The organism is Halomicrobium sp. HArcht3-1, from assembly GCF_058933345.1.
Genome location: NZ_JBZYDM010000005.1, coordinates 75,199 through 100,922, shown reverse-complemented (window position 1 = coordinate 100,922; position 25,724 = coordinate 75,199). Strand labels below are relative to the sequence as shown.

Genomic DNA, 25,724 nt, shown 5'->3' with positions numbered 1-25,724 from the left:
CGGCCGGTCGTGCTATTCGTGGTCGACGCTGACTGGCTGGCCGGACGCGGCGCTTTCCTGGAGCGCGTCGATGACGGCCATGTTGTTGATCGACTCCGTCCGGTCGACGCGTGGGGACTCGCCGCGCTCGATGGCGTCGGCGAACCCCTCGACCTGCAGACGGTACTGGTCGACGCCGCCGAAGGTCTCGGTGTATTCCTCGCCGTCGGCCATATACGACAGCTCGAGATTCTGGTCGGGGTCGACGTCGAAGGCGTCGGGCACCCGGAGCCAGCCGTCCTCGGCGAGGACGCGGTACTCGTGGGTCAGCGGCGTGTCGAAGCCGCCGGTGATCTGGGCGGACACACCGCCGGGATAGGTCAGCAGGCCCGACAGCTGTGAATCGACGCCGGCGTCGTAGCTGTCGGCTTCGTGGGCGAAGACGCGGTCGGGTTCGCCAAGCAGGTTCCGCGTCGCACTGACGGCATAACAGCCCACGTCCATGAGCGCGCCGCCGGCCAGGTCGGGATCGAGGCGGATGTCGTCGCTGCGGTCGCCCATCTGGAACGTGAACGTCGCTTCGACGTGGCGAATGTCGCCCAGTTGCTCGGCTGCGATTTCGCGGGCGCGCTCCGTGCGCGGATGGAAGTGATACATGAACGCCTCCATTACCGTCACGTCCTGCTCGGCACAGTAGTCGAACAGCGCCCGGGCCTCCTCGGCGTCGGCGGTCAGTGGCTTCTCACAGAGGACGTGCAGGCCGTGGTCGGCGGCCGCGCGTGTCCACTCTGCGTGTAGCCCGTTCGGGAGGGGATTGTAGACGGCGTCGATGCCGTCGTCGGCAAGCAATGCCTCGTAGCTCCCGTATGATCGCTCGATTCCCAGGTCGTCGGCGACGGCACGCGCTCGATCCCCGTCCCGGGAGGCGATGGCACCGACCGTGTGCTCGCTCGCCTGAATCGCCGGAATCACGTCTTCACGCCCGATCTTCGCCGTGCTGAGGATACCGAACTCCATGCATAAACGTGCGCACGGCCGTGGCATAAACGCTGACCCACTCGTGGGCCGGACTACGGACTCGCCCCTGTCTCGTTCGACGCCGCGATACCTTCTGCAGTGCATTTGATATCGCGGGAACTGGTTTATCAGCCATCATCCGTTCGCGTCGCCACCGCGGCCTTTTACCCACTGACTTACTCAGTCTCCTCTATGGACGAGATACTCGTCAGTGACGATCCGATGATCGACCCCGCGGTGATCGCCGATGGCGTCCCGGACGCTGCCGTCAGCGTCGCGACACTGGACAGTGAGCAAGCGATCGTCGAAGCCGCCGCCGGGGCAGTCGGTCTCGTCGTCGACGTGAACACACCGGTCCCGGCGGCAGTGATCGCCGAACTTCCAGACCTCGAAATCATCGCACGCGCGGGCGTGGGCTTCGAGAACATCGATGTCGGGACGGCCGCCGACCACGGCGTGACCGTCACCAACGTCCCGGAGTACTGCACCGACGAAGTCGCGACCCACGGCGTTGCGCTCCTGCTCGACTGCGTGCGCAAGGTCGCCGAGTACGACCGCGCGACCGGGGACGGCGCGTGGGCGTGGGACGATGGCCGCCCGATCCACCGGTTTCCGGGGACCACGCTCGGTCTCGTCTCGTTCGGACCGATCGCTCGCCGATTCCACGACCGCCTCCGCGGGTTCGACCTCGACGTGATCGCGTACGATCCATACGTCGACGCCGACGAGATGGCAGATGCCGGCGTGCGGAAGGTGACCTTCGAGGAACTCTGTACGCAGGCGGACCACGTCTCGTTGCACGCGCCCCTGACCGACCAGACCGAGGACCTGATCGACGCCGACGCGCTCGACGAAATGCGGGACCACGCCGTGCTGGTCAACACCGCGCGCGGTGGCCTGATCGACGAGTCGGCACTGGTCGACGCACTTCGGAGCGACCAGATCGCGGCTGCCGGTCTCGACGTTCGCCGTGAGGAGCCACCGGCAGCAGACGACCCACTCCGCGCGCTCGACAACTGCGTGCTTTCCCCGCACGCCGGCTGGTACTCCGTCGAGGCCCGCGAGGAACTCAACGAGACAGTTGCACGGAACCTCACGGCCGCACTCGCCGGTGAGACCCCACCTGACCGCATCGACCCGGAACTCGACTGGCTCTGATACTGCCGGCTGTCACTGTTTCATACGGACGGTTGTAGCGATTTACCGGTGAGCGTCTACCCCGTGGCGACGCTCACCGGTACGCAACTACAACTTTCCGTATCAGGAGATTCGCGACCACGGGGTCGCGAAATTCGTTACAGACGTACAGCCGGCAGTATGACCCGCCCGCGGTCTCGTGGCTTTTTGTCGCTGGGAGCAAAAATCAGAACGAATGGCGAACCCGATCGACAGACGCGTCAAAACGCTGCTGACCTCCTACACGGTTCTCGTGGTCGTCGCACTCTTGCTCGGTGCGGTCGTCGGCCCGGCCGCCTCCAACGCCCTGTTCGATGCCGAAGAGCGCGGCACCGTCGCGGTCGTGACGATCGAGGGACCGATCACCGGTCCGTCCGCGGACGACGTTACCCGTGAACTCCGTGCCGTCCGGCGGAACGGAACCATCGATGCCGTCGTCCTGCGGATCGACAGCGGTGGCGGGAGCGTCGCAGCCAGCGAAGCCCAGTATCGGGCGGTCAAACGACTCGCGCGCGAGAAGCCGGTCGTCACGAGCGTCCGGGGGATCGCCGCCTCCGGTGCCTACTACACGGCCCTCCCGAGCGACGAGATCTACGCGACACCGGGGGGACTGGTCGGGAGCGTGGGGGTGCGGGCGTTGATCCCACAGCCCGACGGCGTCCCCGAGCCAGTGACGACTGGCCCGGACAAGGTCGGTGGTCTCACCGACGACGACATCCGCGCGCAGGTCGAGACACTCAAGCGCTCGTTCGTCGACACGGTGTATGCCGAGCGAGGCGACCGGCTCACGCTCACCCGCCCAGAACTGACCAACGCGAAGGTCTACTCCGGGGCGGGCGCGGTCGAGAACGGCCTGGTCGACGCGGTCGGCGATCTGGAGACGGCCATCGCCTCGGCAGCCGATGCCGCGGGCCTGTCCTCGTATTCGGTCGACTACCGGTCGACGACGCCGGACCTGCTTTCGCTCCTTCGCGGTGCCGAGACCAACGGGTCGGCGGCCGGCTCACTCGACCGAGCGGCGCTGTTTACGACCCCCGGAATCGACCGCCCGCGGTACCTGATGTTGTGGGGCGACCTCGACGCCGAGGCTCGGGAGGTGCACACCCATGGGGCTGCGTGATATCCTTCTCCGGGTCGGGGTGTTCCTCGCCGTCTTCGCCGTGGCGACGATACTGACCGGACTGGGAAGCATCCCCATCGCGCCGGACGGGCCGAACCAGACCGCGCCGCTGAGCGTCGAGAGCCACCAGCCCGACTCGATTCTCGCACAGCCATCCGAGGAGACTGGCGACGTGAGTGCTGATCCCGACACGACAGGGCAGACGGTCGTCATCGACCAGAGTCACAACAACAGCGTCACTCCCGACCAGATCAGCCCCTTCGTGACACGTCTGTTGTCGGCTGGGCACGAGGTGGTGTTCTACACCGACGCAATGGCCGATAATCAGTCGCTCAACCGCACGCTCGCGCGCGCCGACGCCTTCGTCGTCGTGGCTCCCGGCGAGCAGTACAGCACGAGCGAACAGGCCCGCGTCGCCCGCTTTGCCGACCGTGGCGGGCGGGTCCTGCTGGTCAACGAACCCACAGCCCAGGTCGGTGACCAGGCGACGCGGCCGACGCCCATGACGAATCTGGCCGGCGCGTTCGGTCTCGGGTTCGACGCTGGCTATCTCTACAATCTCCAGACGTACGACACCAACCACCGTGCAGTCTTCGCCGTGCCAGCGACCGAGGGACCGCTCACTCGCGGGATCGACCGTCTGACGGTCTACACCGCTCGCCCCGTCGTCGGTGGGTCGGCTGCGGTCGTCACCAACGACTCGACGCGGCTCTCGACCACGCGCCGAGACGGTGCGTACACGGTCCTCGCCCGCGAGGGCAACGCCGTCGCGCTCGGTGACCGGACGCTGTTAGGTCCAGACTACGTCCACACCAGCGACAACGAGGTACTGGTGAGCAACCTCATCGAGTTTCTCGTCTCCGGGTCGACGTAACGCCGAGTCCGCTGGGGACACGTGTTCTCTCGCCTAACAACACGACGCGGTGACGCGTCGGGGCCACGGTACGATCTATCGGCGGTCCACCGCAGCGACGACTCCGTACCCGGCCGACACCGATCTCGATGCCTGGTCCCGATAGCTGCGCCCCGTACCGACACCTTTCCTGTCGCCAGTGTTCCGTGTTGTTCGATTGACCGCTCACAGACTCGCTCACGGCCTGTCGCCGGCCAGTACGAACGGGCCTGCTGATAGCGTGGTGGCCACATTTGATATCGCGTTATATGGTTTACGTATGTGGTACTGAGCACACTCTGTGGTCGAAAATCATCAGCCAGCGATCAAAGTTGCCGGGGCGACGGGTCTCAGTCGTGGTCTGCGAGTGCCTCGAACTCGCCCGCCAGCAGCGCTTCGCTGATGCTGTCGGTGTCGACCTCGTCGACGAATCGGGGGTATTTCCGTCGGAAGTACCCGACGATGTTCTCGACGTCACGGGTCAGCAGTTCGTCGGCGTTGGCGTGGTCGGTCGGGACCGCTTGGGGCCAGTCGAAGATGGTGATGCCGTCGGTCCCGACGAAGACGTTGTACTCGCTCATGTCCGCGTGGACGAACCCGGCGTCGTAGGCCGTTCCCATCTCGTCTATGATCAACTCCAGTACCGGGCGAACCTGTTCGTCTTCGAGTCTCGTCCGTGATAGCTCGACGCCGTCGATCTTCTCCATGACGATTGCGTGACGGTTACTGTCGATCGGCTGGGGGACTCGAACGTCCGGATACAGCGTTTCGAGTGCCTCGTACTCCCGTTCGGTTGCCTTTCGGGCAGTGTACTGCCAGGAGACGTGGTCGCGGTCGGCCGTGTACTCCCGTTCTTTGTTGACTTCTCGGAACTGGGTGTACCCTTCGCGGTGGAACTTCAGGGCCATGGGCTTGTACGATCGGACCTCGAACACGTCGCTCTCTTTGCCGACGCCAAGCGGTGCACCGAAGTCCTCGATCGTCCCGCGCTCGACCAGCGCGTGCAGGGCCAGCGCGTCGTACCCTTCGAAGGTCAGCTTGAACCCCTCGTACTGCATGGTTTTGCGTTCGAGAAAGCCCCGGTCAGCACAGCGGTCCAGCCGGTAGTCCACGTCCTCGGGTGTCAGCCGCGAGAACTCGGGGAGCTTCTCACGGTTGACGTACTCCGAGAAGCGCATCCCCTGTTCGACGCCCGAGAGCAGGTGAAAGTCCTCGGGTTCGAGATCTGCCATCTCGCTCGCGACGTTCTGGACCATTAGCGGCCCGTAATCGCCCGACTCGTATAAGTTCGGCGCGTCGGGCTGGCCGGGACAATATATCGCATTACGCTATATCGAATCTACTGGTCGGTCCCGGGTCGCATCTTTTACGGTGCTCTGTGACGCGCCTCGGGATAGGCACACATGGACGAATCGCCACCGATCGATCGCATCGGTGAACTGCTCGCAGCGGGCCGGCTGGCGGACGGACGTGCATCGCTCGCTCGCCTGCAGACGATGCCATCCGAGGATCGGAAACGCGTTCTCCGGTCGCTCAGAGAGGTAGCCGAGGACCGGCCGTCGCTCTTCGAGGGATTCACGTCCGACCTCGTCTCGTTCCTCGGCGACGACGAGCGCGCGGTTCGGTTGACGGCGGTCAAGCTGTTCGTCGTGATCGCGACGGGAGCACCGGACGCCGTCGTCCCGGCGGTCGAGACGCTCGCTGCCCGTCTCGCGGACGACGACGAGTTCTACTTCGTCCGCGCTCGTGCGGCCGAGGCGCTGGGGTACGTCGCCCTCGCCGACCCCGAGGCGGTCGCCACGCCCGAGACGCTCGCCGAACTTCGGGTTGGACTGGCTTTCGAAGCGCCGGAAGTCACGGAGAAACTCGCGAAGGCGCTGGCACACGTTGCACTCGCCAAACCCCGCCGACTCCGCCATCAGGTGGGAAAGATCGCTGGGCACCTCGACGACGATCAGACGCTCGTGCGCTACCATCTCTGTACGGCACTCGTGGCGATCGGCTGTGTCGAACCGGACGCGCTGGCCGACGGCCGGGACGCGCTGGCAGCGCGTCTCGACGACGAGAACGCCTACGTTCGCGGTCGCAGTGCGGAGGCGCTCGGACTCCTCGCGACGACCGATGCGGTGACGACAGTCCCAGCGGACGACCTTCGGTCGTTGCTCGACGACGATGCGTTCGTGGAAGAGCGAGCACGCTTTGCGGTCGACGCGTTCGCGGACGACAGCGAGTCGGTCCCGGTCGATCCGGCCACCCGTCTCGGGACCGTTCGTGAGCGGACCGACGAGATCGCAGACGAGATCGAGACGCCGGATGCCGACGGGGAGTGTCCACACTGCGGGCTCGCACTGCCCGAGGGTGGCCCGCCGATGTGCCCGCAGTGTGGTGCACCCCGGTGAGCGTGCTGGCTACCCAGCCACTGTGATTCACCCTGCCGACCCGGTGTCTCGTGATTGTCGAGTAACACTCCGTTTTTGGCACACCTAAGAATCGAAATCCCTTTATCCATTTAGGCTGCCCTAAATCGCATGGATGGAGATTCCAGTCGGCCCGCTGGGCCGACGCGCAGGGAACTGCTGAAGTATGGCGGGACAGTCACTGCTGCTGGCGTCCTCGCTGGGTGTTCCAGCAACTCGGGGTCGGACCAGACAGCAGAACCGACGGCGACCGACACCGAGACGGCGAGCGAGACGCCGTCGTCGACCGAGACGGACACGCCGTCACAGTCCTACTCCGTGACGATGGAGCCGGTCGGGACGCTCGAACTCGACGGCGTCCCGGAGACGGTCGCGCCGTTTACCGCGGACTACATCGACATGCTGGTCGCGCTTGGCCACGCCGACGCGGCCCAGTCGATCTGGTATCGCGGTCGCTACAAGACGATCCACTACGAGCAACTCGACGGCGTCTCGATCGACCTCGATGGACTCACACAGCTGTGGAACGACGGCATCTCGAAGGAGCCGTTCTACGAGATGGACGCGGACCTGCACCTGATCGATCCCAACGCACTGACCGACTGGTTTCAGGCGTGGGACCAGCAAGACCTCGACGAAGTTCGGGACAACGTCGCGCCGTTCGTGGGCAACGTGATCTTCCGACGAACTGACGACTGGCACGACTATCGCTACTACTCGCTGTACGAGGCCTTCGAAAAGGTGGCCGAACTGTTTCAGGAGCGAGAGCGCTTCGAGGCGATCCAATCGATCCACGACGAACTGGTCGCCGACGTACAGACCCGGCTGCCGGCCCCGGACGACCGACCGAACGCGGCGCTCGTGTTTGCCGGTGAGGAACCCGAGTCGTTCACGCCGTACCGGCTCTCGGGCAACGGTGCCAACAAGGAGCACTTCCACACGCTCGGGCTGTCCGACGCGTTCGCCGGCACCGGCGTCGACGGACTGTCCACGAGTGACACGGGAACGATCGACTACGAGACGCTGCTGGAGATCGACCCCGACTCGCTGTTGCTTCGCTACCACCGCGAGGGGAAGACCCGTGAGGAGTTCGAGAACGACGTGCTCGCGTACATGCAGGACCACCCCATCGGGAGCCAGCTAACGGCCGTCCAGAACGAACGCGTGTTCCGCGGCGGCCCGATCTACACCGGTCCGCTGCACAATCTCTTCATGATCGAACGGTATGCCCTCGCCTACTTCCCCGAAACGTTCTCGGAGGACCAGCTGTTCGACCGTGATCGTCTCTCGCGGATCATCACCGAGGGGGTCAGCGATGCGTGACGACCCGACGACCGACGCACCGACGCGCCGAACACTGCTGAAATACGGGCTGGCTGCGGGGAGTACCGCGCTGGTGGCTGGCTGTTCGAGCAACTCGGGGTCGGACCAGACGCCCGAGGAGACGGCGACTGACACGGCGGCGGCCACCGACACCGCCACGGAGACTGCGACGGCCGAAGGTGCGGAGTCGACTGCCACCGAGGCGGCGACTGATTCGTCGTACTCGGTGACGATGTCGCCGGTCGGCGAGGTGACCTTCGAGTCGGTGCCCGAGTCGATCTTCACGCGCCTGACCCACCACGCCGGGATGGCGTTCGCGCTGGGCCGGGGCGAGGACGTGAACGCGATGCACGCCCCCGAGTACTACAATCGGCTGTGGAATCAGATCACGCCGCGACTGCCCGGCGTCGAACTCGACTGGTCGGGGCTGTACTCCTCGTGGCAGGCCAGCAAGGAGAAGCTGTACGAACTGGACAGCGACGTCCACCTCGCCGACCCGGCGTGGATCGTCCAGCTCGGTAGCTGGAGCATGGCCGACATCGAGGAAGTTCGAGACCGGATCGGGCCGTGGTTCGGCAATTCCCTCTCCGACACCCACCAGACGCCGCCCGATTCTTACGCCGACAGTTACGAGTACTACAGCCTGTGGGAGCAGTTCGAGAAAGTCGCACAGGTGTTTCGGGAGACGGCCAAGTACGAGGCGCTGGCCGAGATCCACGCGGACCTGCTCTCGACCATCGAGACGAACGTCCCCGCCACAGACGAGCGTCCGTCGGCGGTGATGCTCGCTTCGACGAATCTCGAAGAAGACATCTACGCGTACTCGCTCGACACGCCGGGCTTCCTGACGGCCCACACACGCCCGCTCGGGCCGACCGACGCCTTCGAGGGGTCCGTCGAGTCTGGCTCGACCGTGGACTTCGAGACGCTGCTTTCGGCGGACCCGGACGTGATCTTGTTGCTGGCCGGCTTCCAGCCGAGTGTCAACATGGCCGACGCCCGCTCGCTTCTCGAATCCGACCCCGTCGCCAGCCAGATCACGGCAGTAGAGAACGACCGCGTCCACGCACAGGGCGCACGGTATCAGGGACCGATCCTCAATCTGTTCCAGCTAGAGATGACGGCCAAGCAACTGTACCCCGACGCCTTCGGCGAGTGGCCCACCTACGTCGAGGGACCGTATCCAGAGATTCCCGCCGAGGAACAGCTGTTCGACCGCCAGCGCGTCGCGGACATCGTCAACGGAGCGTTCTGAAATGACCGACACCAACGACACCACTTCGACCGACGCACCGACACGTAGAGCACTGCTGAAGTACGGACTGGCCGCCGGGAGTACTGCACTGCTCGCGGGCTGTTCGAGTAACTCGGGATCGGACCAGACGCCCGAGGCGTCGACGGCGACCACGGCTGACCCGACGGACACGGCGACCGCGACCGAGACGGCGACGACGACACGCGCCACTGAGACGACCCCCTACTCGGTCAGTATAGAACCGATGGGCGAGGTCACGTTCGACACGGTCCCGGAGACGTGGCTGTCCTTCCTCAGCACCTACGGCGATATGGGGATCGCCCTCGGCAAGGCAGACGGGCTACGCGGCCTGTGGAACCCGGCGGACGTACCGACGACGTTCTACGATTTCCTGCCCGGCGTCGACGTGTCGCTCGACGACGTCACGCAGATCGCCGGCGACGGCGGCTTCGACAAGGAGATCTTCTACGAACTGGACTGTGACCTCCACCTGGTCGATCCCAACTGGCTCGGTGTCCTCGCCGACGACTGGACACAGTCCGACGTCGACGAGATCACCGACGGCGTCGCGCCCTTCCTCGGGAACTACATCCGACGGCGCGGCGACGACTGGCACGACTACCGCTACTACTCGCTGTACGAGGCCTTCGAGACGGTCGCCGACGCGTTCCGAGAGCGCGAGCGCTACGAGGCGTTCGAATCGGTTCACGACGAGATGCTCTCGACCATCGAGTCGTCGCTCCCGGCGACCGAGGAGCGCCCGACGGTCGGTCTCCTCTCGGTGAACTCGGACTTCGAGAACGGGTCGTTCTGGGCGTACCCCGTACAGGACGGCAACAACCACAAGCAGTATCGCGACCTGGGGATGCGAGGGGCCTTCGACGCCCACATCGACGGCGGGTACGCCAACTGGGACTACGAGCAACTCCTCGCGGTCGATCCGGATGCGATCGTCTTCCAGTACGGCTTCTCACACGTCTCGTCGGCGGAGTTCGAGACCCGGATGGAGGCGATGCGCGAGGACCCGATCGGCTCGCAACTCAGTGCCGTCCAGAACGACCGGCTGTACCGGGGCGGCGCGTCGTATCAGGGACCGATCGTCAACCTGTTCCAGACGGAGGCCGCCGCCCGTCAGTTCTACCCCGACGCGTTCGGCGAGTGGCGCGGGATCGAGACCCTGCGAGACGCCGAGCTGACGCTGTTCGATCGCCAGCGAGTCGCGGATATCGTCAACGGAGCGTTCTGAGATGGGCGACACCGACGGCGACGACACGGCAGCCGTCGAGTCGCGCGGTGCCACGGCTCAGTACGATGTCGTCGTGGTCGGCGGCGGCCCGGCCGGCTGTTCGGCCGCCGTCTTCACGGCCCGCTACGGTCTCGACACCGTGGTCTTCGACCGCGGGCGGTCCTCGCTCCAGCGGTGTGCCTACCTCGAAAATTACCTCGGATTCCCCGGTGGGATCGACATCGAGACGTTCACCGCGCTGGCGAGAGACCACGCCGAGTGTGCCGGCTGCGAGGTCGTCGACGACCTCGTCGAATCGGTCGAGCGCGGGGATTCGGGCTTCGTCGTCGAGCCACAGGCGGGCGAGCCAGTCACTGCCGAGTGGGTGATCGCCGCGACCCGATACGGCGGCGACTACCTCCGGCCGCTCGGTGGCGATGCGATGTTCGAGATCCACGAGCACGACGGCGAGGAACACGAGCACTTCGATCGGGAGTACGCCGATGCGGACGGACGGACACCGATCGACGGGCTTTACATCGCGTCGCCGACGGGCGAGCGGGACGCACAGGCGATCATCGCCGCCGGGCAGGGTGCCCACGTCGCACGGACGCTCCTCGCAGACTATCGCCAACAGGAGGGCTACCCCGAGGGTGTCCTCGCGAATCGGTACGACTGGCTTCGGCCCAACGCCGAGTTCGAGGGCGAGTGGGCCGACCGGGACCGCTGGCGCGAGTGGTTCGACGACGAACTCCCTGACGATCACGACGTACCCCCGGACCGTCTCGACGAACTCCGCGAAGCGACCGTCGACCGGGCGTTCGACACCCACCGGTCGGCGGCCGATGTCGAGCGCCTGACCGCCGACGGGCATCGACGGCTCGCCGAGCACCTCGATTCGGACGTGCTGGCCGAAGTCGTCGACGAGCAATGCGTGCTCGATCAGGTCGACGACGCGACGCTACTCGGGGCCGTCGACGACGAGCAGATTCGTTCGTATCTCGCGGACGAAGCAGAACGCGTGGACCTGTCCTGAGAGGGCACAGCACTGCTCTTTTGTCCGTTCACCCGTCGCGAGCGACGGATTCGTGTCGCTCCGGGACCAAGGGCCGTCGTGGAGTTCGTCCAACCGCGTCACATGGGCGGGGACTGCTACGTGTCGGGCGTGACCGTCGGAAAGTCACCCGACGACGAGACCGTCTGGGACTGTCCGGGCTGTCCTGCTCACGTGTACGCCGACCGGTGGCACGTCGCCGCGACCGTCCGTCGGCGAGGGCAGACCCAGCGCCATCGCTACTGTGGTGTCGCGTGCCTGCAGGAGTGGCTCGATCTGGCAGTCAGACCCTGAGACGATCGGCGCTAGCGACCGATCGATAGCTCGTATGGATCGTAGTCGGGGCGGCTGTCGACGCCCCGTGGGCAGTCGTATCGCTCACGAAACTGCCGCCGGATCTCGCCTGCCGCCTCGGTAAAGACCACGAGGACGCCGTAGGGTTCGCTGAACGTCGACGCGTCGACGGGGTCCGGGTCGAGGAAGACGGCGTCGGTCGTCGGCGCGGTGGCACTCTCGACGGTCGTCAGCTTCGCCTCCATCGGGAGCAAGCCGGCCAGCACTGACGGCACGAACGCACCGCCCGGCAGCGGTGCGCGTGGCTGGACCCAGCACTCACCGACCGGCTCACCGTCCGATTCGATCACGCTGTGTGCCGGTCCCTGCTCCTGCGTGTCCCACGTCTCGCGTGCGATCTCGGGCAAGTCGGCGTCCGTCGCGAAGCCCACGTCGACGCCGCCGACGCGCTCGAACGACTGGAGCGACCACGCTTCCTCGTCGTCGCCCAGATCACCGACGACGGTCCCCTCGATCAGGTCCCCCGTAACGAGGGCGTCGACCTCGGGCTGGCGCTCGCCGTAGCCCGACTGGTAGGTCGTGTACAGCCGGGTCCCTTCGGTGTCGAAAAGATTGATGTGCGGTACTGCCTCGACCACCCGATAGACCCGGAATCGGCTCGCCCGCTCGTCCATGTCCCGACCGACGGGCCGGGGACACGAGTACCCGTCGGTCGTGCCGATCGATGCCGTGGCGCGGGCAGGAACTACTTGGGGATGCTCGCCGTAGCGTCGGTGTGCACGACGCCGACAGCGGTCCCGAGGACCCGGACGACGCACCGACGATCACCTGCCGCCGGTGTGATCGTGAGTGGGACCTCGGTGCGGAACTCGATACGGTGGGGAATCAGGCCTTCGAGCAGTTCGCACTGGATCACAAACGCCACACCGGGCACTTTCCCGACGGGATCGAGACGTGGCGTGCGGTGTGTCGGCACTGTCCCGAGCGCGCCGAGCGACTCGCGGAGGGTGCCATCGAGCGGTGGGCGACCACCCACGTTCGTCACACGAACCACGCGGTGACGATACACGACGCCGACGGGTCCGAACGCCTGATCGAGGACGCGTAACGGGCCTGTCTACAGCCCTTCGAACTCGCTGATCGACTCGCGCCAGCTATCGGGCAGCGCGACCGGCCCGGCCGTCGCGCGGTCGTAAGCGACCATCGTCGTCTCGCCGGTCGCGGCCACGCCACCCTCGGTTCTGATCTCGTACTCGAACGGGAAGCTCTTCTCGCCCAGTCGTGGCACCCGGACGCCGACGGTCACGTCGTCGTCCAGTCGGATCGGGCGCTCGAAGTCCAGTTGGAGGTTCGCGACGACCATCCCGGTCTCCTCGCCGGTGCCGGTGATGTCGGCCGACTCGCCGCCGACGACGGCTTCGAGGTAGTCGATCCGGGCTTCCTCGATGTAGGTCCCGAAGACGGCGTTGTTGACGTGGCCGTAGCTGTCGATGTCGTTGTAGCGCACGTCGACGCTCGTGGTGAACTCGAAGCTCATGCCAGTAGCTCCCGGAACTCCTCGTTGAGCTTCTTCAGTTTCGGGTCGATGTTGACGGCACAGTAGCCCTGATCGGGGTTGCGCTCGTAGTAGTCCTGATGGTACTCCTCGGCGGGGAAAAACCGCTCCAGCGGTTCGATCTCGGTGACGATCGGATCGCTGTACTGATCGGCGAGGTCGGCGACGAACGCCTCGACGGTCTCGCGCTGGTCGTCGTCGTGGTAGAACACGGCCGAACGGTACTGACTCCCGGTGTCGGGTCCCTGCCGATCTTTCGTCGTGGGGTTGTGCGTCGCGAAAAACACCGTCAGCACGTCCTCGTAGTCGAGCACGTCGGGGTCGTACTCGACCTGCACACACTCTGCGTGGCCGGTGTCGCCCGAACAGACGGCCTCGTAGCTCGGGTCCTCGACGTGGCCGCCGGCGTACCCGGAGGTCACGGACTCGACGCCCGCGATCTGTTTGAAGACGGCTTCGGTACACCAGAAACAGCCACCAGCGACCGTCGCGGTCTGGAGTTCGCTCATCACTGCGTGGTATGTGCCTGGGACACAAAACTGCCTCGGCAATCCGATCCGTCGCATCGGCCGGTCCGCGCTCGGCCCGTCACCGGGCCGACATCGAATCGCCCGCGGCCGAGATGGCGTCGCGCAGTTCGTTGCTGTCGACCTGTGCTGGCTCGTAGCTGACGCCGACGGTTCCCGTCTGGTGGTCGGCGGTCGCCCAGTAGACGCCGTGAACGTTGATCAGCGCCGACGTGACGATTCGCTCGCACTCGTCGCACTCCATGGACTGGACTTCGAGTGCGATCTGTTCCATGCGTGGGCTTCGACGTTATCAGATATAATACTGTGGGCCGTATCTGGTAGCGAAGGAGACGGCTTCTGTGGTCGATCCAGCGGGACCCGGTATCGAACGATCTTCTGGACTGTCACTGGCGCAAAACCGACTGACAGCTAGCGGTCGACTTCGCCCATGATCGTGTCGAGGCTGCCGATCGATGCGACGAGGTCGGCGACGTACTCGCCCTCGGCCATCGCGGGCAGCGATTGCAGATTCGAGAACGAGGGGCCACGAATCTTGAATCGGGCCGGTGAGTCGGTGCCGTCGGCACGGATGTAGATGCCGAGTTCGCCCTTGGCGGCCTCGACTGCGCGGTAGATTTCACTGTCCGCGTCGGGTCGCAGCGTCCGCGGGACGTTGGACTGAATGTCACGGTCCTCCTCGGGCCACGCTTCGAGCAGGTCGACACACTGTTCGACGATCCGGGCGGACTGTTCGACCTCGCGGAGGCGTACCAGCACGCGAGCGAAGTTGTCACAGCCGTCCTCGGTCACGACCGACCAGTCGAGTTCGTCGTAGTAGCCGTAGGGGTCGTCACGCCGCAGGTCGTAGTCGACGCCGGATCCGCGGGCGACCGGGCCGGTACAGCCGAAGTCTTTCGCCATCTCCGTCGGGAGGACGCCGGTGTCGATGGTGCGCATCTGCAGGATTTCGTTGTTCGTCATCAGGTCGTGATACTCCGCGACCTTCGGCGGGAGACCGTCGATGAACGTCCTGATCTTGTCGAAGAACGCTTCGCGAGGCTCTGGCACGTCCCACGCGACGCCGCCCAGTCTGAGATAATTGAACATCAGTCGCTGGCCGGTCAGGTCTTCGAGGAAGTCCTGAATGATCTCGCGGTCACGAACCGCGTACTGCCAGACGACGTTGAATTCCCCGACCACGTCGAGGGCGTACGTACCGAACGCGAGAAAGTGCGACAGCATCCGCGAGAGTTCGCCACACATCGTCCGCAGCACCTGCGCATAGTCGGGCACCTCGATGTCACACAGGTCCTCGGCCGTACGGGCGTAGGCCCACTCGTTGAGCAGGCCGGCCCCGCCCCAGTCCCAGCGGTCGGGGTAGGGCATGATCTGGTGGCGATAGGTCCCCTGCTGGCACATCTGTTCCTCACAGCGATGGATGAAGCCGATGTCCGGTTCCACGTCGGCGACGTTCTCACCGTCGAGTGTCACCCGGAGGTGGAGGACGCCGTGGGTCGAGGGATGGTGGGGACCCATGTTGAGGTGCATCGTGTCGGGACCATCACGCCGGTCTTCGAGGATGCGCTGGTGCTCTCTGAACGGCACGATCTGGGGTTTGTGCTGATTGTAGTCGGCCCGCATCGGGTGGCCTTGCCACGTCTCGGGCAGGAGAATCCGGCGCAGATCGGGATGACCCTCGTAGGTAATACCGAAGAGATCGTACGCTTCGCGCTCGTGCCACTCGGCCGTGCGATAGACCCCTGCACCACTTTCCGAGCGTGGATCGCTCTTGAGCGTCGGGACGACCACCGAGCATTCGTCGGTCGGGTCGTCGTACTTTCGAAGGTGATAGATCGTCTCGAAGCGGTCGGCGTACTCCTGTGCGGTGACACAGGCACAGTGATCGTAGCCCGCTTCGGTCTTCAGCGTCGAGAGGACGCGTTCGACGGCGTCGGCCCGGACCACGACGGCAGGTGCGTTGCCGTGTGCTTCGACATCGACGACGGTCTCTTCGGGCAACACCGGGATCGGTTCGGGCGGGGCTGTCGTGGCCTGTTGCATAGTCGAACGATTGGCCCGGCAGTCGCCTCGTCGTTGTGCCTCACGTCCGAGGTTCATTTATGTACGCCCCCGCAAACGGCCGGTGTGAAGTACGTCAGGCTCTCGCTGGCTCACGACCCCGACGTTCGCCATCCGATGCACCAGTTCGTCGTCGACCACGACGGCTTCTCGGTGTCGCGACTCGTCAGCACCTCGCCGACGGTCGAGGGCGTTCGAACGGCCCTGTTTCACGTCGAGGGCAGCCCACTGGCCGAGTACGAGGACGCGCTGCTCGGGACCGACAGCGTCCTCGACTACGCCGTCTCGACGTGCCCGGACGACTCGTTTTACCTCTACACTCGGGACGCTCTCTCCCAAGACGGCCAGAGCCTCGCCGACGCCTTCGCCCGCGTCGGTCTGGTCTTGCTCTATCCGATCGCCTACCACGGCGACGGCAGCGTTCGATTCACGCTCGTCGGTCCCGGCGATGTGGTGCAGGACGCACTCGGTGATCTCCCGGCCGGTATCAGCCCCGACGTGCGCGAGGTCGGCGAGTACACGCACCGCCGCCTCGATCCCGGCAATCGGCTCACCGACCGGCAGTTCGAGGCCGTCACGACCGCCGTCGAAGTCGGGTACTACGACGATCCGCGAGCGGGAACCGTCGCCGACGTGGCCGACGAACTGGACTGTGCGCCCGGTACTGCGGCCGAACACCTCCGGCGGGCCGAACGGACGATCATGGCCGACGCCGTCAGTGCCGGGCCGGAATCGCCTTCTGGTCCGCCCGTCTAGAGTGACCATGACCGAACTCGGGGACTGCTCGTGGCGTGTCGTCGACGAAGAGACTCGCGGGGGGCCGACGAACATGGCACTGGACGAGGTCGCGGCCGAGACCGCGGCCACGGACGGCGTCGCGACAGTGCGACTGTACCGGTGGCGACCGAGCACGCTCTCGCTGGGATACAATCAGGACCCCGAGACGATCGACTGGGACTACTGCGAGCGCGAGGGGATCACCGTCACGCGACGGCCGACCGGCGGTGGTGCGATCTATCACGACAGCCACGGCGACATCTCCTACTCCATCGTCGTGCCCGCCGACGCCGTCCCCGGGGACCTGATGGACTGCTACGGGCAACTCTGTACGCCGGTCCTCGATGCCTTCGACGGAATGGGTGTCGACGCGCACTTCGCCGACGAGAAGCGGCCTGCGATCTATCAGCCAGCCTGTTACCTGCGCGAACTCCACCCCGCCCACGACATCGTTGGCCCGGACGAACGGAAGATCAGTGGCAACGCCCAGTATCGCCAGCGCGACGCCGTCGTCCAGCACGGCTCGCTGACGTTCTCGACCTCGCCAGAGCGCCACTGTGCCTGTTTCACCGGTGACCCCGATCCCGACGCGTTCGCTGACCGCGTCGGCGGAATCGACGAGTACGCCGACTGTACGCGGTCCGACGCCGTCGCGACGCTTCGCTCGACGCTCGTCGACTGGATCGAGGGACTCGGTGGTACGATCGACTCTCGGGGTTGGCAAGACGACGAACTGGTCCGCGCACGCGAGCGCGCGAGCGAGAAGTTCGAATCAAGCGAGTGGACGCGACAGCGACGAGGCAGTGAGTGACGGTCAGGCCGTCTCGACCGTCAGTCGCTCGCCCATCGCACGGAGGTACTCGCAGGCGACCGCGTCGCTCGTGTCGTCGTCTGCGAGCAGTCCGGTGACGGTCTCACAGCAGTGTTGTAGCTGATCGTGCTGTCGCCCGGGCGGGACCTTGTTCTCGGTGACCGTCGCGACGGTGTCGATGGCGCTGCTCGCGGTGTCGTACTCGCCGGCCGCGATGGCGTCGGCGGTCTCGGCCAGCAACTGATCGAGCACGGCGTACACGTCGGGTGCGAGTGCGTCCTCGGTCACGAACATGCTTGGGTTGGCATGCACAAAACGGTCGCGCCTGTCGCACTCACCGTCCGTCGGCGGCCTTCGGAAGGGCTTTGCTCCGGCGCGCTCACCCGTCGCACATGCGTGTCGGAGCACACACCTCGATCGCGGGTGGGGCGTACAACGCCGTCGAAGAGCAAGTCGAGTACGGCGGGAACTGCGGCCAGATCTTCAGTCACTCGCCGCAGGTCTGGCAGGACCCCAACATCGAGGACGACGAGGCCGCAAAGTTCCGCGAACTGACCGACGACCACGGCGTCGGGCCGTGGGTCATCCACTCCTCGTATCTCGTCAATCTCTGCACCCCGAAAGACGATCTGCGCGAGAAGTCCATCGACTCGATGCAAAAGGAGGTCGACGCCGCCGACAAACTCGGCGTCGAGTACGTCAACGTCCACCTCGGTGCCCACACCGGCGCGGGCGTCGAGGGCGGGCTGGACAACGCCGCCAGCGCGCTGGACGAACTCGACATCCCGGATGGCGTCACTGTCCTCGTCGAGTCCGACGCCGGCAGCGGGACGAAGCTGGGCGGCGACTTCGAGCACCTCGCCGCAGTGCTGGACCGCTCCTCGCAGGATCTGGAAATCTGTGTCGATACGGCCCACGCCTTCGCCGCGGGCTACGACCTCTCGACGGCCGACGGCGTCGCGGAGACGATCGCCGAGTTCGACGACGTGGTCGGGCTGGAGAAGCTCGCCTGCATCCACCTCAACGACTCCAAACACGAGTGTGGCACCAACAAGGACGAACACGCCCACCTCGGCGAGGGCCACATCGGCGAGGACGGGATGAGCGCTCTCCTGACCCACGACGCACTCGACGACGTGCCATTCGTTCTGGAAACCCCGACTGAGAACGGCAAGAGCTTCGAGTGGAACATCGAGCGTGCGAGAGAGTTGGCCGACGCGTAAGCGTCGGCGAGAAGCGAACGGGGAGCGCGAGGCGCGCCAGTCGGCGGGCCTCGAAGCGAGCGTTGAACGCAGTGATTCGCGAGCAACGTGACCCGTGAACCGGGCGGCGCCGAGTGAAGCGAGGGGCCGCCAGAAAGCGAGCGGTGAGGGACGAGCCGTGAGTTGGCCGACGCGTAAGCGTCGGCGAGACCGCTCTCAGTTCGTCTCGAAGACGAATCGGGCACCGCCGGCGTCGCTCTCTTCGACGCGGACCGTCCAGCCGTGGGCGTCGGCGATACGGGCGACGATCGCCAGTCCGAGGCCCGTCCCCCCGCACCCGGAGTGGCCCATCTCCATGACCGTCTCGCGTTCGTCCGATGGGATGCCGGGACCGTCGTCCTCGACTGCGAAGCCGTCCGCCGTTTCGACGACGCGAACGGTCAGGCCGGTCCCACCGTGTTCGGCAGTGTCCTGCCGGCCCTGTGAGTCCGGGCTTGTCGTCCCACCGTGTTCGACAGTCTTCTGCCGAGCCTGCGAGCCGGCGTTCGTGGTCCCGTGTTCGACGGTGTTGCGAAACAGGTTTTCGAGGAGCCGAGCCAGTCGATCACCGTCGGCCTGAATCGTCCCAGACAGGTCGGTCACGAGCGTCGCGTCGGCGGTGTCGACCGTCTCCCAGGCTCGTTCGACGGTCCGTTCGAGATCGACCGTCGTCTTCGTCACCGCGCTGTCGCCGCCCTGTGCCAGCGCGAGGACGTCTTCGATGATGGTCTCGATCCGGGCTGCGGCCCGACCGATCTCGTCGAAGCGGTCATCGTCGTATTCGGCTCGAAGCTGTTGGACGTAGCCGTCGGCGACCTGCAATGGGTTTCGGAGGTCGTGGCTGACGATCGAGGCGAACCGTTCGAGCCGTCGGTTCTGCTCGGCCAGCTCGCGTTCGCGGGCCGCGAGCTGTTCTTTGGTCTCGATGGCATCGAGGGCGTCAGCGATCGTCTCGCCCAGTTCCGCCAGCACCTCCCGCTCGGTCTCGTCGAAGGCACCTGCCCGGGTCGTACACAGCAAGACCCTGCCGTAGTGGGTGTCGCCGAGTGCGATGGGGACGACGATACCCGCCGTGTACGGTCGCCAGCGGTCGTCGAGGTCGACGACGCCGTCACCGTCGGCAACGAGGTGGTCGGCGATCGCCTGTGGATCGATCTCTGTCCGGGTCCCATCGTCACGGGCGGTGATCGTTCCGCTCCCCTCGAACCGGGCAAAGGCGTAGGCCCCCCGTTGGGTAAGCTCCTCGCAGACGGCCCGCTCGACGGCTTCGCGGTCGTCGGCACGCACGAGCTCGCGATTCACGTCCCGGACGATCTCGTTGATCCGGGAGAGCTGTTCGACCTGTCGGTCGGTTCGGTATTGGCGGGCAGCGGTCCGGGTTCGACGGACGAGTCGGTCGTACGGGTCGGCGTCGGACTGGATCGGAATGTAGTCGAAGAGGTTCCGGCCGGAGACCTCTCGCGCGACATCGTGGTTCGCCATCCGAGTAAACAGGATCACCGGGAGTGACGGGCGTTCGGCGTCGAGCGCTTCGACGACTGCGAGTCCACCGCGAAACTCGATCCCGTCGGCCCGGGGGACCTCGTAGCGCGTAACACAGACCTCGATCTCGGGGTGCTCGCGGACGGCGGCGAGTGCCTCGCGCTCGCCGACGACAGCTTCGACGGTGAAACCGGCGGCCGAGAGCCGGTCTGCTGGCTCAGCCCCGTCGTGACCGCCAACGTACAGCACCTTCGGCGAACCCTCCATGTATCGACCGTCGGGGCGGAGCTGCAAAAGCGTATATCTCGACACTGGCAGTCGATGGTTTATTATCGGTGTGAAACGTAATCTTGGTGATGGCTCCCGACGACACGCCGACAGATCGCGACGCTGTCGTCGATCGAATCAGGTCACTCGTCGCCAGCGCGACGTTCGAAGTGACGCTGTCGGTGCCGATTGCTGCGATGCCGGCACTGGGGCCGGCACTGGAAGACGCCGTCGACCGTGGCGTGCTGGTGCTCGTCTTGCTCTGGGAGTCGCCCTACGAGCCTCAGTCGGACGTGGACCCGAAATTGAGCGACCGCTCGACGGTCGCTCGGCGCTCGCCCTCCATCGCACCCGTGTTCTGCTGTATCGACGACGAGCGCGGGCTGATCGGTGACGCCGCGGCGCTCGACGACGACAGCCCCGACCACACCGTCGGGATGTTCGATTTCCACGACATCGCCAGTGGGCTGTATCGGGACTTCCTCACGAACTTCTGGATGGCGTCGACCGAAGTCCACGCCGTCGACTGTCCGACGCTGCCCCGGACCTACGACGGGATCCGTCACGTCGTGACCCACATCGCCCTGTGTCTGCGCGCGGACGTGCCCCTCGACTGTCGCGTCGACGGTCGTGATCCGATGACGGACGAGCAACGCACCGTCGAGGGACGAGTCCTGAACGTGCACCAGCGGATGGTGTATCCGGCGTCGGCGTCACTACCGGTCGAGAACTCCTTCCTCGTCGATGCCGACGGTCGCCAGTGGATCGGCGGTGCCTACGCGTTCCTCGAAGATATCGCTGCGGACGCGATCACGCTCCGCAGCGCGTGATCGCGTCGTTTTTGCCCGTCGCCGGCGAACCGTCGGCGTGCGCAGATTCGACGCCGACTATCTCGAACGCACCCGGGCGGGGATGTGGACGGACTCCCGAGCGGCGCTCGACGACCTCGATCTGGACGACTGTGAGCGTGTCCTCGACGTTGGCTGTGGCAGCGGCGAACTCACTCGCGTCCTGCGCGAGGAGACGCCGGGCGAGGTCGTCGGTGTCGACGCGGATGCGACGCTCCTCGCAGCCGTCCCCGAACCGACCGTCCTCGGTGACGCCACGCGACTCCCCTTCACCGACGACGCCGTCGATCTGGTGGTCTGTCAGGCGCTCCTGATCAACCTCCCCGATCCGGCGGCCGCACTGGCGGAGTTTGCTCGCGTCGCCCGCGAGCGCGTAGCGGTGATCGAACCAGACAACAGTGCTGTCAGCGTCGAGTCGACCGTCGACGCGGAGCCGACGCTTGCCCGTCGCGCCCGCGAACTGTACCTCGACGGCGTCGAGACGGACGTGGCCCTCGGTGCGAGCGCGGCCGATCTCTTCCCCAACGTGGGGCTGTCGGTCGTCTCGACCAGTCGGCACGATCAGGAGCTGACGACCGCCCCGCCGTACACCGAAGCGGCGCTGACGGCGGCAAAGCGAAAGGCGACGGCCGCGGGACTGGCCGACCGTGCCGACGTGCTGGGCGACGCCGCCGACGGGGACGAGTTCGACCAACTCCGGCAGGCGTGGCGCTCGATGGGGCGCGACGTGATCGAACAGATGGGTGCGGGCGACTACGAGCGCACCGAGACGGTCCCCTTCTTCGTCACGGTGGGTCGGGTCGCGTCGTCGGAGTGACGGTCTCGGCGATCCTGAAGAGCAGTAGATCGAGCGCGAGCGAAGAAATACCCACGACGGCACCAATTAGCGCCGCGATCGGCGTTCCGATCGCAGCGATCAGCGCGACCGACAGCAGTTCGAGCGACGTGACGAGTGTCGTGGGCACCCCGAGTGCCAGCACGATCCCGAGCAGAAAGACGATGCCGTCGAGGGAACCGAGCGCTCCGGCCCACAGGACGAGCCGCGAAGGTGGGTCTCTGGTCGGATCGACGCGGGCGAGCAGCCAGCGCGTCGATGCCCACACGACGAGCCAGAGGAACGCGAACACGCCCAGTCCGAGTGCAGTGCCGAGATTCGGTAGCGCATCCGAGAGGCCGCCGCTGGCGTAGGCCGGGACCAGCAACGCGAGGACGAACCCGACCGTGTTCACCGTCGCGAGCGTAACGACCGTGAGTGGCCGGTGCCCCGGCCCGGACGTGCCGGTCGTCTCAGCCATGGGCCAGTACCTCCGCGATCGCGACGAGAGCGAGGAGCGAGAGCGTCGTCACGCCGTAGGCTCGCTCGTACCAGCCAGTCGCCGTGGCCGACCGTTCGTCTTCGAGACGCGCGATCACCAGCGTTCGGACGGCCGAGGCGAGGACGACCAGACTCACCAGCGTGAGTTTCGCGAGCAGGAGTCGTCCCCAGTCGGTCGCCGGCCCGGGCGCGCCCAGCGCCCCGAGGTTGCCGATGCCGGTGGCGACGAGGACACCGATAGCCGGCCAGAAGAGCCACTCGTAGGTTCGCGCCAGCGCGGCGGTCGACTCGCTCTGCCGGCGGGCGCTCAGCCACACCGTCGCTGTGCCCCCGACGAGGACGGCCATGCCGAACACGTGGACGGTTCTGACTACGAGATGGAGGGACTCGCTCATCGTCGGTGGTTCAGCGACGATCAAAAAAGTGTCACCGCCTGTCCGGCAGGACAGGGTGTGTCGATCTACACCTCCCCGTCCTGTACGGACGGGCAGTCGCTTCCACCTCCCCGGGCTGGTCGTCCGAGGAGTCGTTTCACACCTGCCCGCCTTGGTCAGACGGGCAGTCGCTTCCACCTCCCGTCCTGTGCGGACGGAGAGTCGATCTACACCTGCCCGCCTTGGTCAGACGGGCAGTCGCTTCCACCTCCCCGGGCTGGTCGTCCGAGGAGTCGTGTTACACCACGTCGCCCCGAACCGACATCCCGTCCTGTCGCTCGCGTGTGGCAGCGAGCACGTCGGCGGCCTCGGTGGCTTCGTCGGCATCCATCCCCAGCGTTTCGAGTGCGCCCGACAGCGTCGGGAAGGCGAGTTCGCTCGCCCGAAGTTTGCGGACGGCTTCCTCGCTGCGCTGGCCTTCGGCCCAGAGACAGACGCCCCGCGGGTCGAGTAGCTGTTCGTAGTTCTCGCGTGCGCGTGCACCCTTCAGTCGCTGGGTGACGTTGTTCTCGAAGGATGCGTTGCACACTTCGAGGTGGATCGGCTCGTCGTCGTCGAGCAGGTGGGCTGCCAGACATTTCTCGGGGGCGGCGTGGCCGTTCGCGTTCGCACGGATGTATTCGGGGTGTTGCTCGGCCCACTCGGCGCGGACGGTCTTGCCGACGCCCTCGACGCCGAGTCGCTCGTGAAACTCGTCCTCGCGGTCGGGCGCGTCGCGCATGAGGATGTCCTTGGTGAGATAGATATCCAGTCTGTCGATCGGGTCGAGTCCCAGCGCCACGTCGCCGTACACCCACACTTCGCGCACCGGGACCGGCATCGTCTCGTCGGCGACGGCATCGACGACTTCGACGGCCCGGTCGATCGCCGCCGTTCGGCTCAGATCACTCATTGCCGATGGCTACCCGCCGGATGGAGAAATGTCTACTGCTCGATTGCCCCACTCTTTATGCTGACCGTCGTGGAACGAATCAGTAATGCGATTACGGCGACGGTTCCTCGTCGCGTTTCTGGTGCTCGCGGTTGTCCTCTCGGCGCTGTCGCTGGCCGGGTTCACGTTGTACCGGAACGCAACGATCGAGCAGGAAGCAGCGACCCTAGAGCAGGTCAGTCAGACCATCGCCTCGCAGGTCGATGTGGTGCTGACGGAAAAACGCCAGACGGTGCGGCTGTGGGCCAAGACACCGTCACTGGCCGATCACGGATCACAGGCCCAGGCGAGTGATGTGCGCACCTTCGTCACGTCGACGGCTTTTAGCGGCGCATCGGTCGTCGCTGCCAACGGCACCATGACGGCCTTCTACTCTCGGGGGACCAACGAGTCCCGGTCCGCGTCGCTGATCGGCCGGTCGTTCAACGAACGAACCTACTTTTCGGAGGCGATGGCCGGAACGAGCTACGTTAGCGACCCTGTCGCCGCCGAGAGTGGAAACTTGATCGTCACGATCAGCGCTCCGATCCGCTCTGACGGCCGGGTCGTCGGTACGTTCAACGCCGCGTTCCACGTCCGTGAGGGGGACCTGTTCGGCCCGATTCGTGCGCGTGATGCTGACTCGCAGGGCGTGCTCGTGGTCGCAGACGACACGCCGATGTACGTCGACGGGCCGCGACCGACCACCGACCAGACGGTCGCGGTCGCCAACGCGACCGTCGAACAGACTGGCTGGACAGTGTCGGTCACGCAAACCGACGCGGCCGTGCGCTCGCAGTTGCGCTCGATCACGTTCCTGCAGTTCGGGACGCTCGGTCTCGCACTGGCTGCGCTCTCGCTCTTTGGGTGGTGGCTCTACCGGGAGTACGTCGCCAACTTCGAGCGATTGCAGGAGGGGTTCTCGGCGCTGGTCGCCGGCGAGTACGGGACGACCGTCTCGCTGTCGGGACCGACCGAGTGGATGGCCGTCGCGAACCACTTCAACGAACTGAGCGAGACACTGGCACGACGCCGCGTCGAGGTGACGGTGTTGAACCGGGTCCTGCGCCACAACCTTCGGAACGCGATGACGGTCGTCTCCGGCACTGCGGCCCGAATCGAGGAGACGACCGACGACGAGCGACTCGCGAAGGACGCGGGGATGATCAAACGCCGCGGCGAGTCGCTGCTCGCGCTCGCCGACCACGCCCGTGTCGTCGAGTCCTCGTTGCAGGTCGACCGCAGCAGGTCACCCCCGCGACCGATCGGTGCCATCGTCGAGGAGTCGGTCGCCGGCCTCCGTGAGGAGTACCCACACGCGATCGTCCAGACCGACGCGGTTCCCGACGAGACGTTCGTCCCGGATGGTGATCTGGTGACCGTCGTCGTCGACGAACTCGTCCGCAACGCTATCATCCACGGCAACGCCGAGCCGACGGTGATGATCGACGTGGCTGCCACGGACGAGACGGTGATACTCACGATCAGCGACGACGGTCCCGGTCTCCCCGAGGTCGAGCAGCGACTCCTCACCGAACAGTTCGTCGAGACGCCGACCGATCACGGCTCTGGTCTCGGCCTGTGGGTCGTCAAGTGGGTCGTCGGGTGGCTGGACGGATCGGTCTCTGTGACCGTCGACGACGGCACGCTCGTTTCGGTGACCCTACCTCGCGTGTCCGACGAGGAGTAGCGCGTCTCCGACGCCCGCGATGGGGCAACGGTAATGCGGGCGTCGCCGGTAGTA

28 protein-coding genes are annotated in these 25,724 nt (G+C 65.9%); 16 read left to right on the top strand and 12 right to left on the bottom strand.

What is annotated here, in order from left to right; all coding sequences use genetic code 11:
• Positions 1 to 12 precede the first annotated feature (12 nt).
• Positions 13 to 996 (bottom strand): Gfo/Idh/MocA family protein, encoded by a 984-nt coding sequence (locus tag AC5FRW_RS10215; protein ID WP_493568348.1) that lies wholly within the window; start codon positions 994 to 996, stop codon positions 13 to 15.
• A 192-nt stretch (positions 997 to 1,188) separates the two neighbouring features.
• Between AC5FRW_RS10215 and AC5FRW_RS10210 the strand changes: the two genes are divergently transcribed.
• The 3 genes from AC5FRW_RS10210 to AC5FRW_RS10200 all read left to right on the top strand — a co-directional run bounded on the left by AC5FRW_RS10210 (position 1,189) and on the right by AC5FRW_RS10200 (position 4,166).
• Positions 1,189 to 2,154 (top strand): C-terminal binding protein, encoded by a 966-nt coding sequence (locus tag AC5FRW_RS10210; RefSeq protein ID WP_493568347.1) that lies wholly within the window; start codon positions 1,189 to 1,191, stop codon positions 2,152 to 2,154.
• Between the two features lie 214 nt (positions 2,155 to 2,368).
• Entirely contained in the window at positions 2,369 to 3,292 is a 924-nt protein-coding gene (locus tag AC5FRW_RS10205) for a S49 family peptidase (protein ID WP_493568346.1), read from the top strand.
• Positions 3,279 to 4,166, top strand: a complete 888-nt coding sequence (locus AC5FRW_RS10200) for a hypothetical protein (RefSeq protein ID WP_493568345.1) — start codon at positions 3,279 to 3,281, stop codon at positions 4,164 to 4,166. Before AC5FRW_RS10205 ends, AC5FRW_RS10200 begins: the two co-directional genes overlap by 14 nt.
• Positions 4,167 to 4,534: 368 nt before the next feature.
• Here AC5FRW_RS10200 and AC5FRW_RS10195 read toward each other — a convergent pair whose 3' ends face one another.
• Positions 4,535 to 5,440, bottom strand: a complete 906-nt coding sequence (locus tag AC5FRW_RS10195) for a serine/threonine-protein kinase RIO2 (protein ID WP_493568344.1) — start codon at positions 5,438 to 5,440, stop codon at positions 4,535 to 4,537.
• Positions 5,441 to 5,587: 147 nt separating this feature from the next.
• Between AC5FRW_RS10195 and AC5FRW_RS10190 the strand changes: the two genes are divergently transcribed.
• From AC5FRW_RS10190 to AC5FRW_RS10165, 6 genes are all read left to right on the top strand, one after another.
• The gene (locus AC5FRW_RS10190; protein WP_493568343.1) at positions 5,588 to 6,583 is read left to right on the top strand and encodes a hypothetical protein; all 996 of its coding nucleotides are present in this window, start codon (positions 5,588 to 5,590) and stop codon (positions 6,581 to 6,583) included.
• Positions 6,584 to 6,712: 129 nt separating this feature from the next.
• Positions 6,713 to 7,924 (top strand): ABC transporter substrate-binding protein, encoded by a 1,212-nt coding sequence (locus AC5FRW_RS10185; protein ID WP_493568342.1) that lies wholly within the window; start codon positions 6,713 to 6,715, stop codon positions 7,922 to 7,924.
• Positions 7,917 to 9,179 carry an ABC transporter substrate-binding protein gene (locus AC5FRW_RS10180; protein WP_493568341.1) on the top strand — a complete coding sequence of 421 codons (1,263 nt, stop codon included), beginning with the start codon at positions 7,917 to 7,919 and terminating at the stop codon, positions 9,177 to 9,179. Before AC5FRW_RS10185 ends, AC5FRW_RS10180 begins: the two co-directional genes overlap by 8 nt.
• Position 9,180: 1 nt before the next feature.
• Positions 9,181 to 10,425, top strand: a complete 1,245-nt coding sequence (locus tag AC5FRW_RS10175; RefSeq protein ID WP_493568340.1) for an ABC transporter substrate-binding protein — start codon at positions 9,181 to 9,183, stop codon at positions 10,423 to 10,425.
• A 1-nt stretch (position 10,426) separates the two neighbouring features.
• A complete protein-coding gene (locus AC5FRW_RS10170; protein WP_493568339.1) occupies positions 10,427 to 11,440 on the top strand; it encodes an FAD-dependent oxidoreductase in 1,014 nt (337 codons plus the stop codon).
• A gap of 78 nt (positions 11,441 to 11,518) precedes the next feature.
• The gene (locus AC5FRW_RS10165) at positions 11,519 to 11,752 is read left to right on the top strand and encodes a DUF7576 family protein (RefSeq protein ID WP_493568338.1); all 234 of its coding nucleotides are present in this window, start codon (positions 11,519 to 11,521) and stop codon (positions 11,750 to 11,752) included.
• An 11-nt stretch (positions 11,753 to 11,763) separates the two neighbouring features.
• Here the strand turns inward: AC5FRW_RS10165 and AC5FRW_RS10160 are convergent, their stop codons facing one another.
• On the bottom strand, positions 11,764 to 12,426 hold the full coding sequence (locus AC5FRW_RS10160) for a hypothetical protein (RefSeq protein ID WP_493568337.1): 663 nt from the start codon (positions 12,424 to 12,426) through the stop codon (positions 11,764 to 11,766).
• Between the two features lie 101 nt (positions 12,427 to 12,527).
• Here AC5FRW_RS10160 and AC5FRW_RS10155 point away from each other — a divergent pair, with 101 nt between their 5' ends.
• Positions 12,528 to 12,860 (top strand): DUF8062 family protein, encoded by a 333-nt coding sequence (locus tag AC5FRW_RS10155; protein WP_493568336.1) that lies wholly within the window; start codon positions 12,528 to 12,530, stop codon positions 12,858 to 12,860.
• Positions 12,861 to 12,869: 9 nt separating this feature from the next.
• On the opposite strand, the gene AC5FRW_RS10150 is transcribed toward AC5FRW_RS10155, so the two are convergent.
• The 4 genes from AC5FRW_RS10150 to AC5FRW_RS10135 all read right to left on the bottom strand — a co-directional run bounded on the left by AC5FRW_RS10150 (position 12,870) and on the right by AC5FRW_RS10135 (position 15,877).
• The gene (locus tag AC5FRW_RS10150) at positions 12,870 to 13,289 is read right to left on the bottom strand and encodes an acyl-CoA thioesterase (protein ID WP_493568335.1); all 420 of its coding nucleotides are present in this window, start codon (positions 13,287 to 13,289) and stop codon (positions 12,870 to 12,872) included.
• Entirely contained in the window at positions 13,286 to 13,816 is a 531-nt protein-coding gene (gene msrA / locus AC5FRW_RS10145) for a peptide-methionine (S)-S-oxide reductase MsrA (RefSeq protein ID WP_493568334.1), read from the bottom strand. Before msrA ends, AC5FRW_RS10150 begins: the two co-directional genes overlap by 4 nt.
• Before the next feature lie 79 nt (positions 13,817 to 13,895).
• On the bottom strand, positions 13,896 to 14,108 hold the full coding sequence (locus AC5FRW_RS10140; RefSeq protein ID WP_493568333.1) for a heavy-metal-associated domain-containing protein: 213 nt from the start codon (positions 14,106 to 14,108) through the stop codon (positions 13,896 to 13,898).
• 137 nt (positions 14,109 to 14,245) lie between these two features.
• On the bottom strand, positions 14,246 to 15,877 hold the full coding sequence (locus tag AC5FRW_RS10135) for an NADH-quinone oxidoreductase subunit D (protein ID WP_493568332.1): 1,632 nt from the start codon (positions 15,875 to 15,877) through the stop codon (positions 14,246 to 14,248).
• Positions 15,878 to 15,961: 84 nt separating this feature from the next.
• On the opposite strand from AC5FRW_RS10135, the gene AC5FRW_RS10130 reads away from it, so the two are divergent.
• Both AC5FRW_RS10130 and AC5FRW_RS10125 read left to right on the top strand, forming a co-directional pair.
• Positions 15,962 to 16,651 (top strand): helix-turn-helix domain-containing protein, encoded by a 690-nt coding sequence (locus AC5FRW_RS10130; protein ID WP_493568331.1) that lies wholly within the window; start codon positions 15,962 to 15,964, stop codon positions 16,649 to 16,651.
• A gap of 7 nt (positions 16,652 to 16,658) precedes the next feature.
• Positions 16,659 to 17,483, top strand: a complete 825-nt coding sequence (locus tag AC5FRW_RS10125; protein ID WP_493568330.1) for a lipoate--protein ligase family protein — start codon at positions 16,659 to 16,661, stop codon at positions 17,481 to 17,483.
• A gap of 3 nt (positions 17,484 to 17,486) precedes the next feature.
• Here the strand turns inward: AC5FRW_RS10125 and AC5FRW_RS10120 are convergent, their stop codons facing one another.
• Entirely contained in the window at positions 17,487 to 17,771 is a 285-nt protein-coding gene (locus tag AC5FRW_RS10120; protein WP_493568329.1) for a DUF8101 family protein, read from the bottom strand.
• Between the two features lie 104 nt (positions 17,772 to 17,875).
• On the opposite strand from AC5FRW_RS10120, the gene AC5FRW_RS10115 reads away from it, so the two are divergent.
• Positions 17,876 to 18,706 carry a deoxyribonuclease IV gene (locus tag AC5FRW_RS10115; RefSeq protein ID WP_493568328.1) on the top strand — a complete coding sequence of 277 codons (831 nt, stop codon included), beginning with the start codon at positions 17,876 to 17,878 and terminating at the stop codon, positions 18,704 to 18,706.
• A 195-nt stretch (positions 18,707 to 18,901) separates the two neighbouring features.
• Here AC5FRW_RS10115 and AC5FRW_RS10110 read toward each other — a convergent pair whose 3' ends face one another.
• Positions 18,902 to 20,473, bottom strand: coding sequence for a sensor histidine kinase (locus tag AC5FRW_RS10110; RefSeq protein ID WP_493568327.1), 1,572 nt, complete (start codon positions 20,471 to 20,473; stop codon positions 18,902 to 18,904).
• Positions 20,474 to 20,562: 89 nt separating this feature from the next.
• Here AC5FRW_RS10110 and AC5FRW_RS10105 point away from each other — a divergent pair, with 89 nt between their 5' ends.
• Both AC5FRW_RS10105 and AC5FRW_RS10100 read left to right on the top strand, forming a co-directional pair.
• Positions 20,563 to 21,303 carry a TrmB family transcriptional regulator sugar-binding domain-containing protein gene (locus AC5FRW_RS10105; RefSeq protein WP_493568326.1) on the top strand — a complete coding sequence of 247 codons (741 nt, stop codon included), beginning with the start codon at positions 20,563 to 20,565 and terminating at the stop codon, positions 21,301 to 21,303.
• 82 nt (positions 21,304 to 21,385) lie between these two features.
• On the top strand, positions 21,386 to 22,138 hold the full coding sequence (locus AC5FRW_RS10100; RefSeq protein WP_493568560.1) for a class I SAM-dependent methyltransferase: 753 nt from the start codon (positions 21,386 to 21,388) through the stop codon (positions 22,136 to 22,138).
• Here the strand turns inward: AC5FRW_RS10100 and AC5FRW_RS10095 are convergent.
• The 3 genes from AC5FRW_RS10095 to AC5FRW_RS10085 form a co-directional block, all read right to left on the bottom strand.
• Positions 22,107 to 22,616, bottom strand: coding sequence for a DUF7965 family protein (locus tag AC5FRW_RS10095; protein WP_493568325.1), 510 nt, complete (start codon positions 22,614 to 22,616; stop codon positions 22,107 to 22,109). The genes AC5FRW_RS10100 and AC5FRW_RS10095 overlap by 32 nt on opposite strands.
• On the bottom strand, positions 22,609 to 23,031 hold the full coding sequence (locus AC5FRW_RS10090; protein WP_493568324.1) for a CopD family protein: 423 nt from the start codon (positions 23,029 to 23,031) through the stop codon (positions 22,609 to 22,611). The genes AC5FRW_RS10095 and AC5FRW_RS10090 overlap by 8 nt, the downstream gene beginning before the upstream one ends.
• Positions 23,032 to 23,308: 277 nt before the next feature.
• Positions 23,309 to 23,953: a DUF7095 family protein gene (locus tag AC5FRW_RS10085; protein WP_493568559.1), complete on the bottom strand. Its 645-nt coding sequence runs from the start codon at positions 23,951 to 23,953 to the stop codon at positions 23,309 to 23,311.
• Between the two features lie 94 nt (positions 23,954 to 24,047).
• Between AC5FRW_RS10085 and AC5FRW_RS10080 the strand changes: the two genes are divergently transcribed.
• Entirely contained in the window at positions 24,048 to 25,670 is a 1,623-nt protein-coding gene (locus tag AC5FRW_RS10080) for a sensor histidine kinase (RefSeq protein WP_493568323.1), read from the top strand.
• Positions 25,671 to 25,724 lie beyond the last annotated feature (54 nt).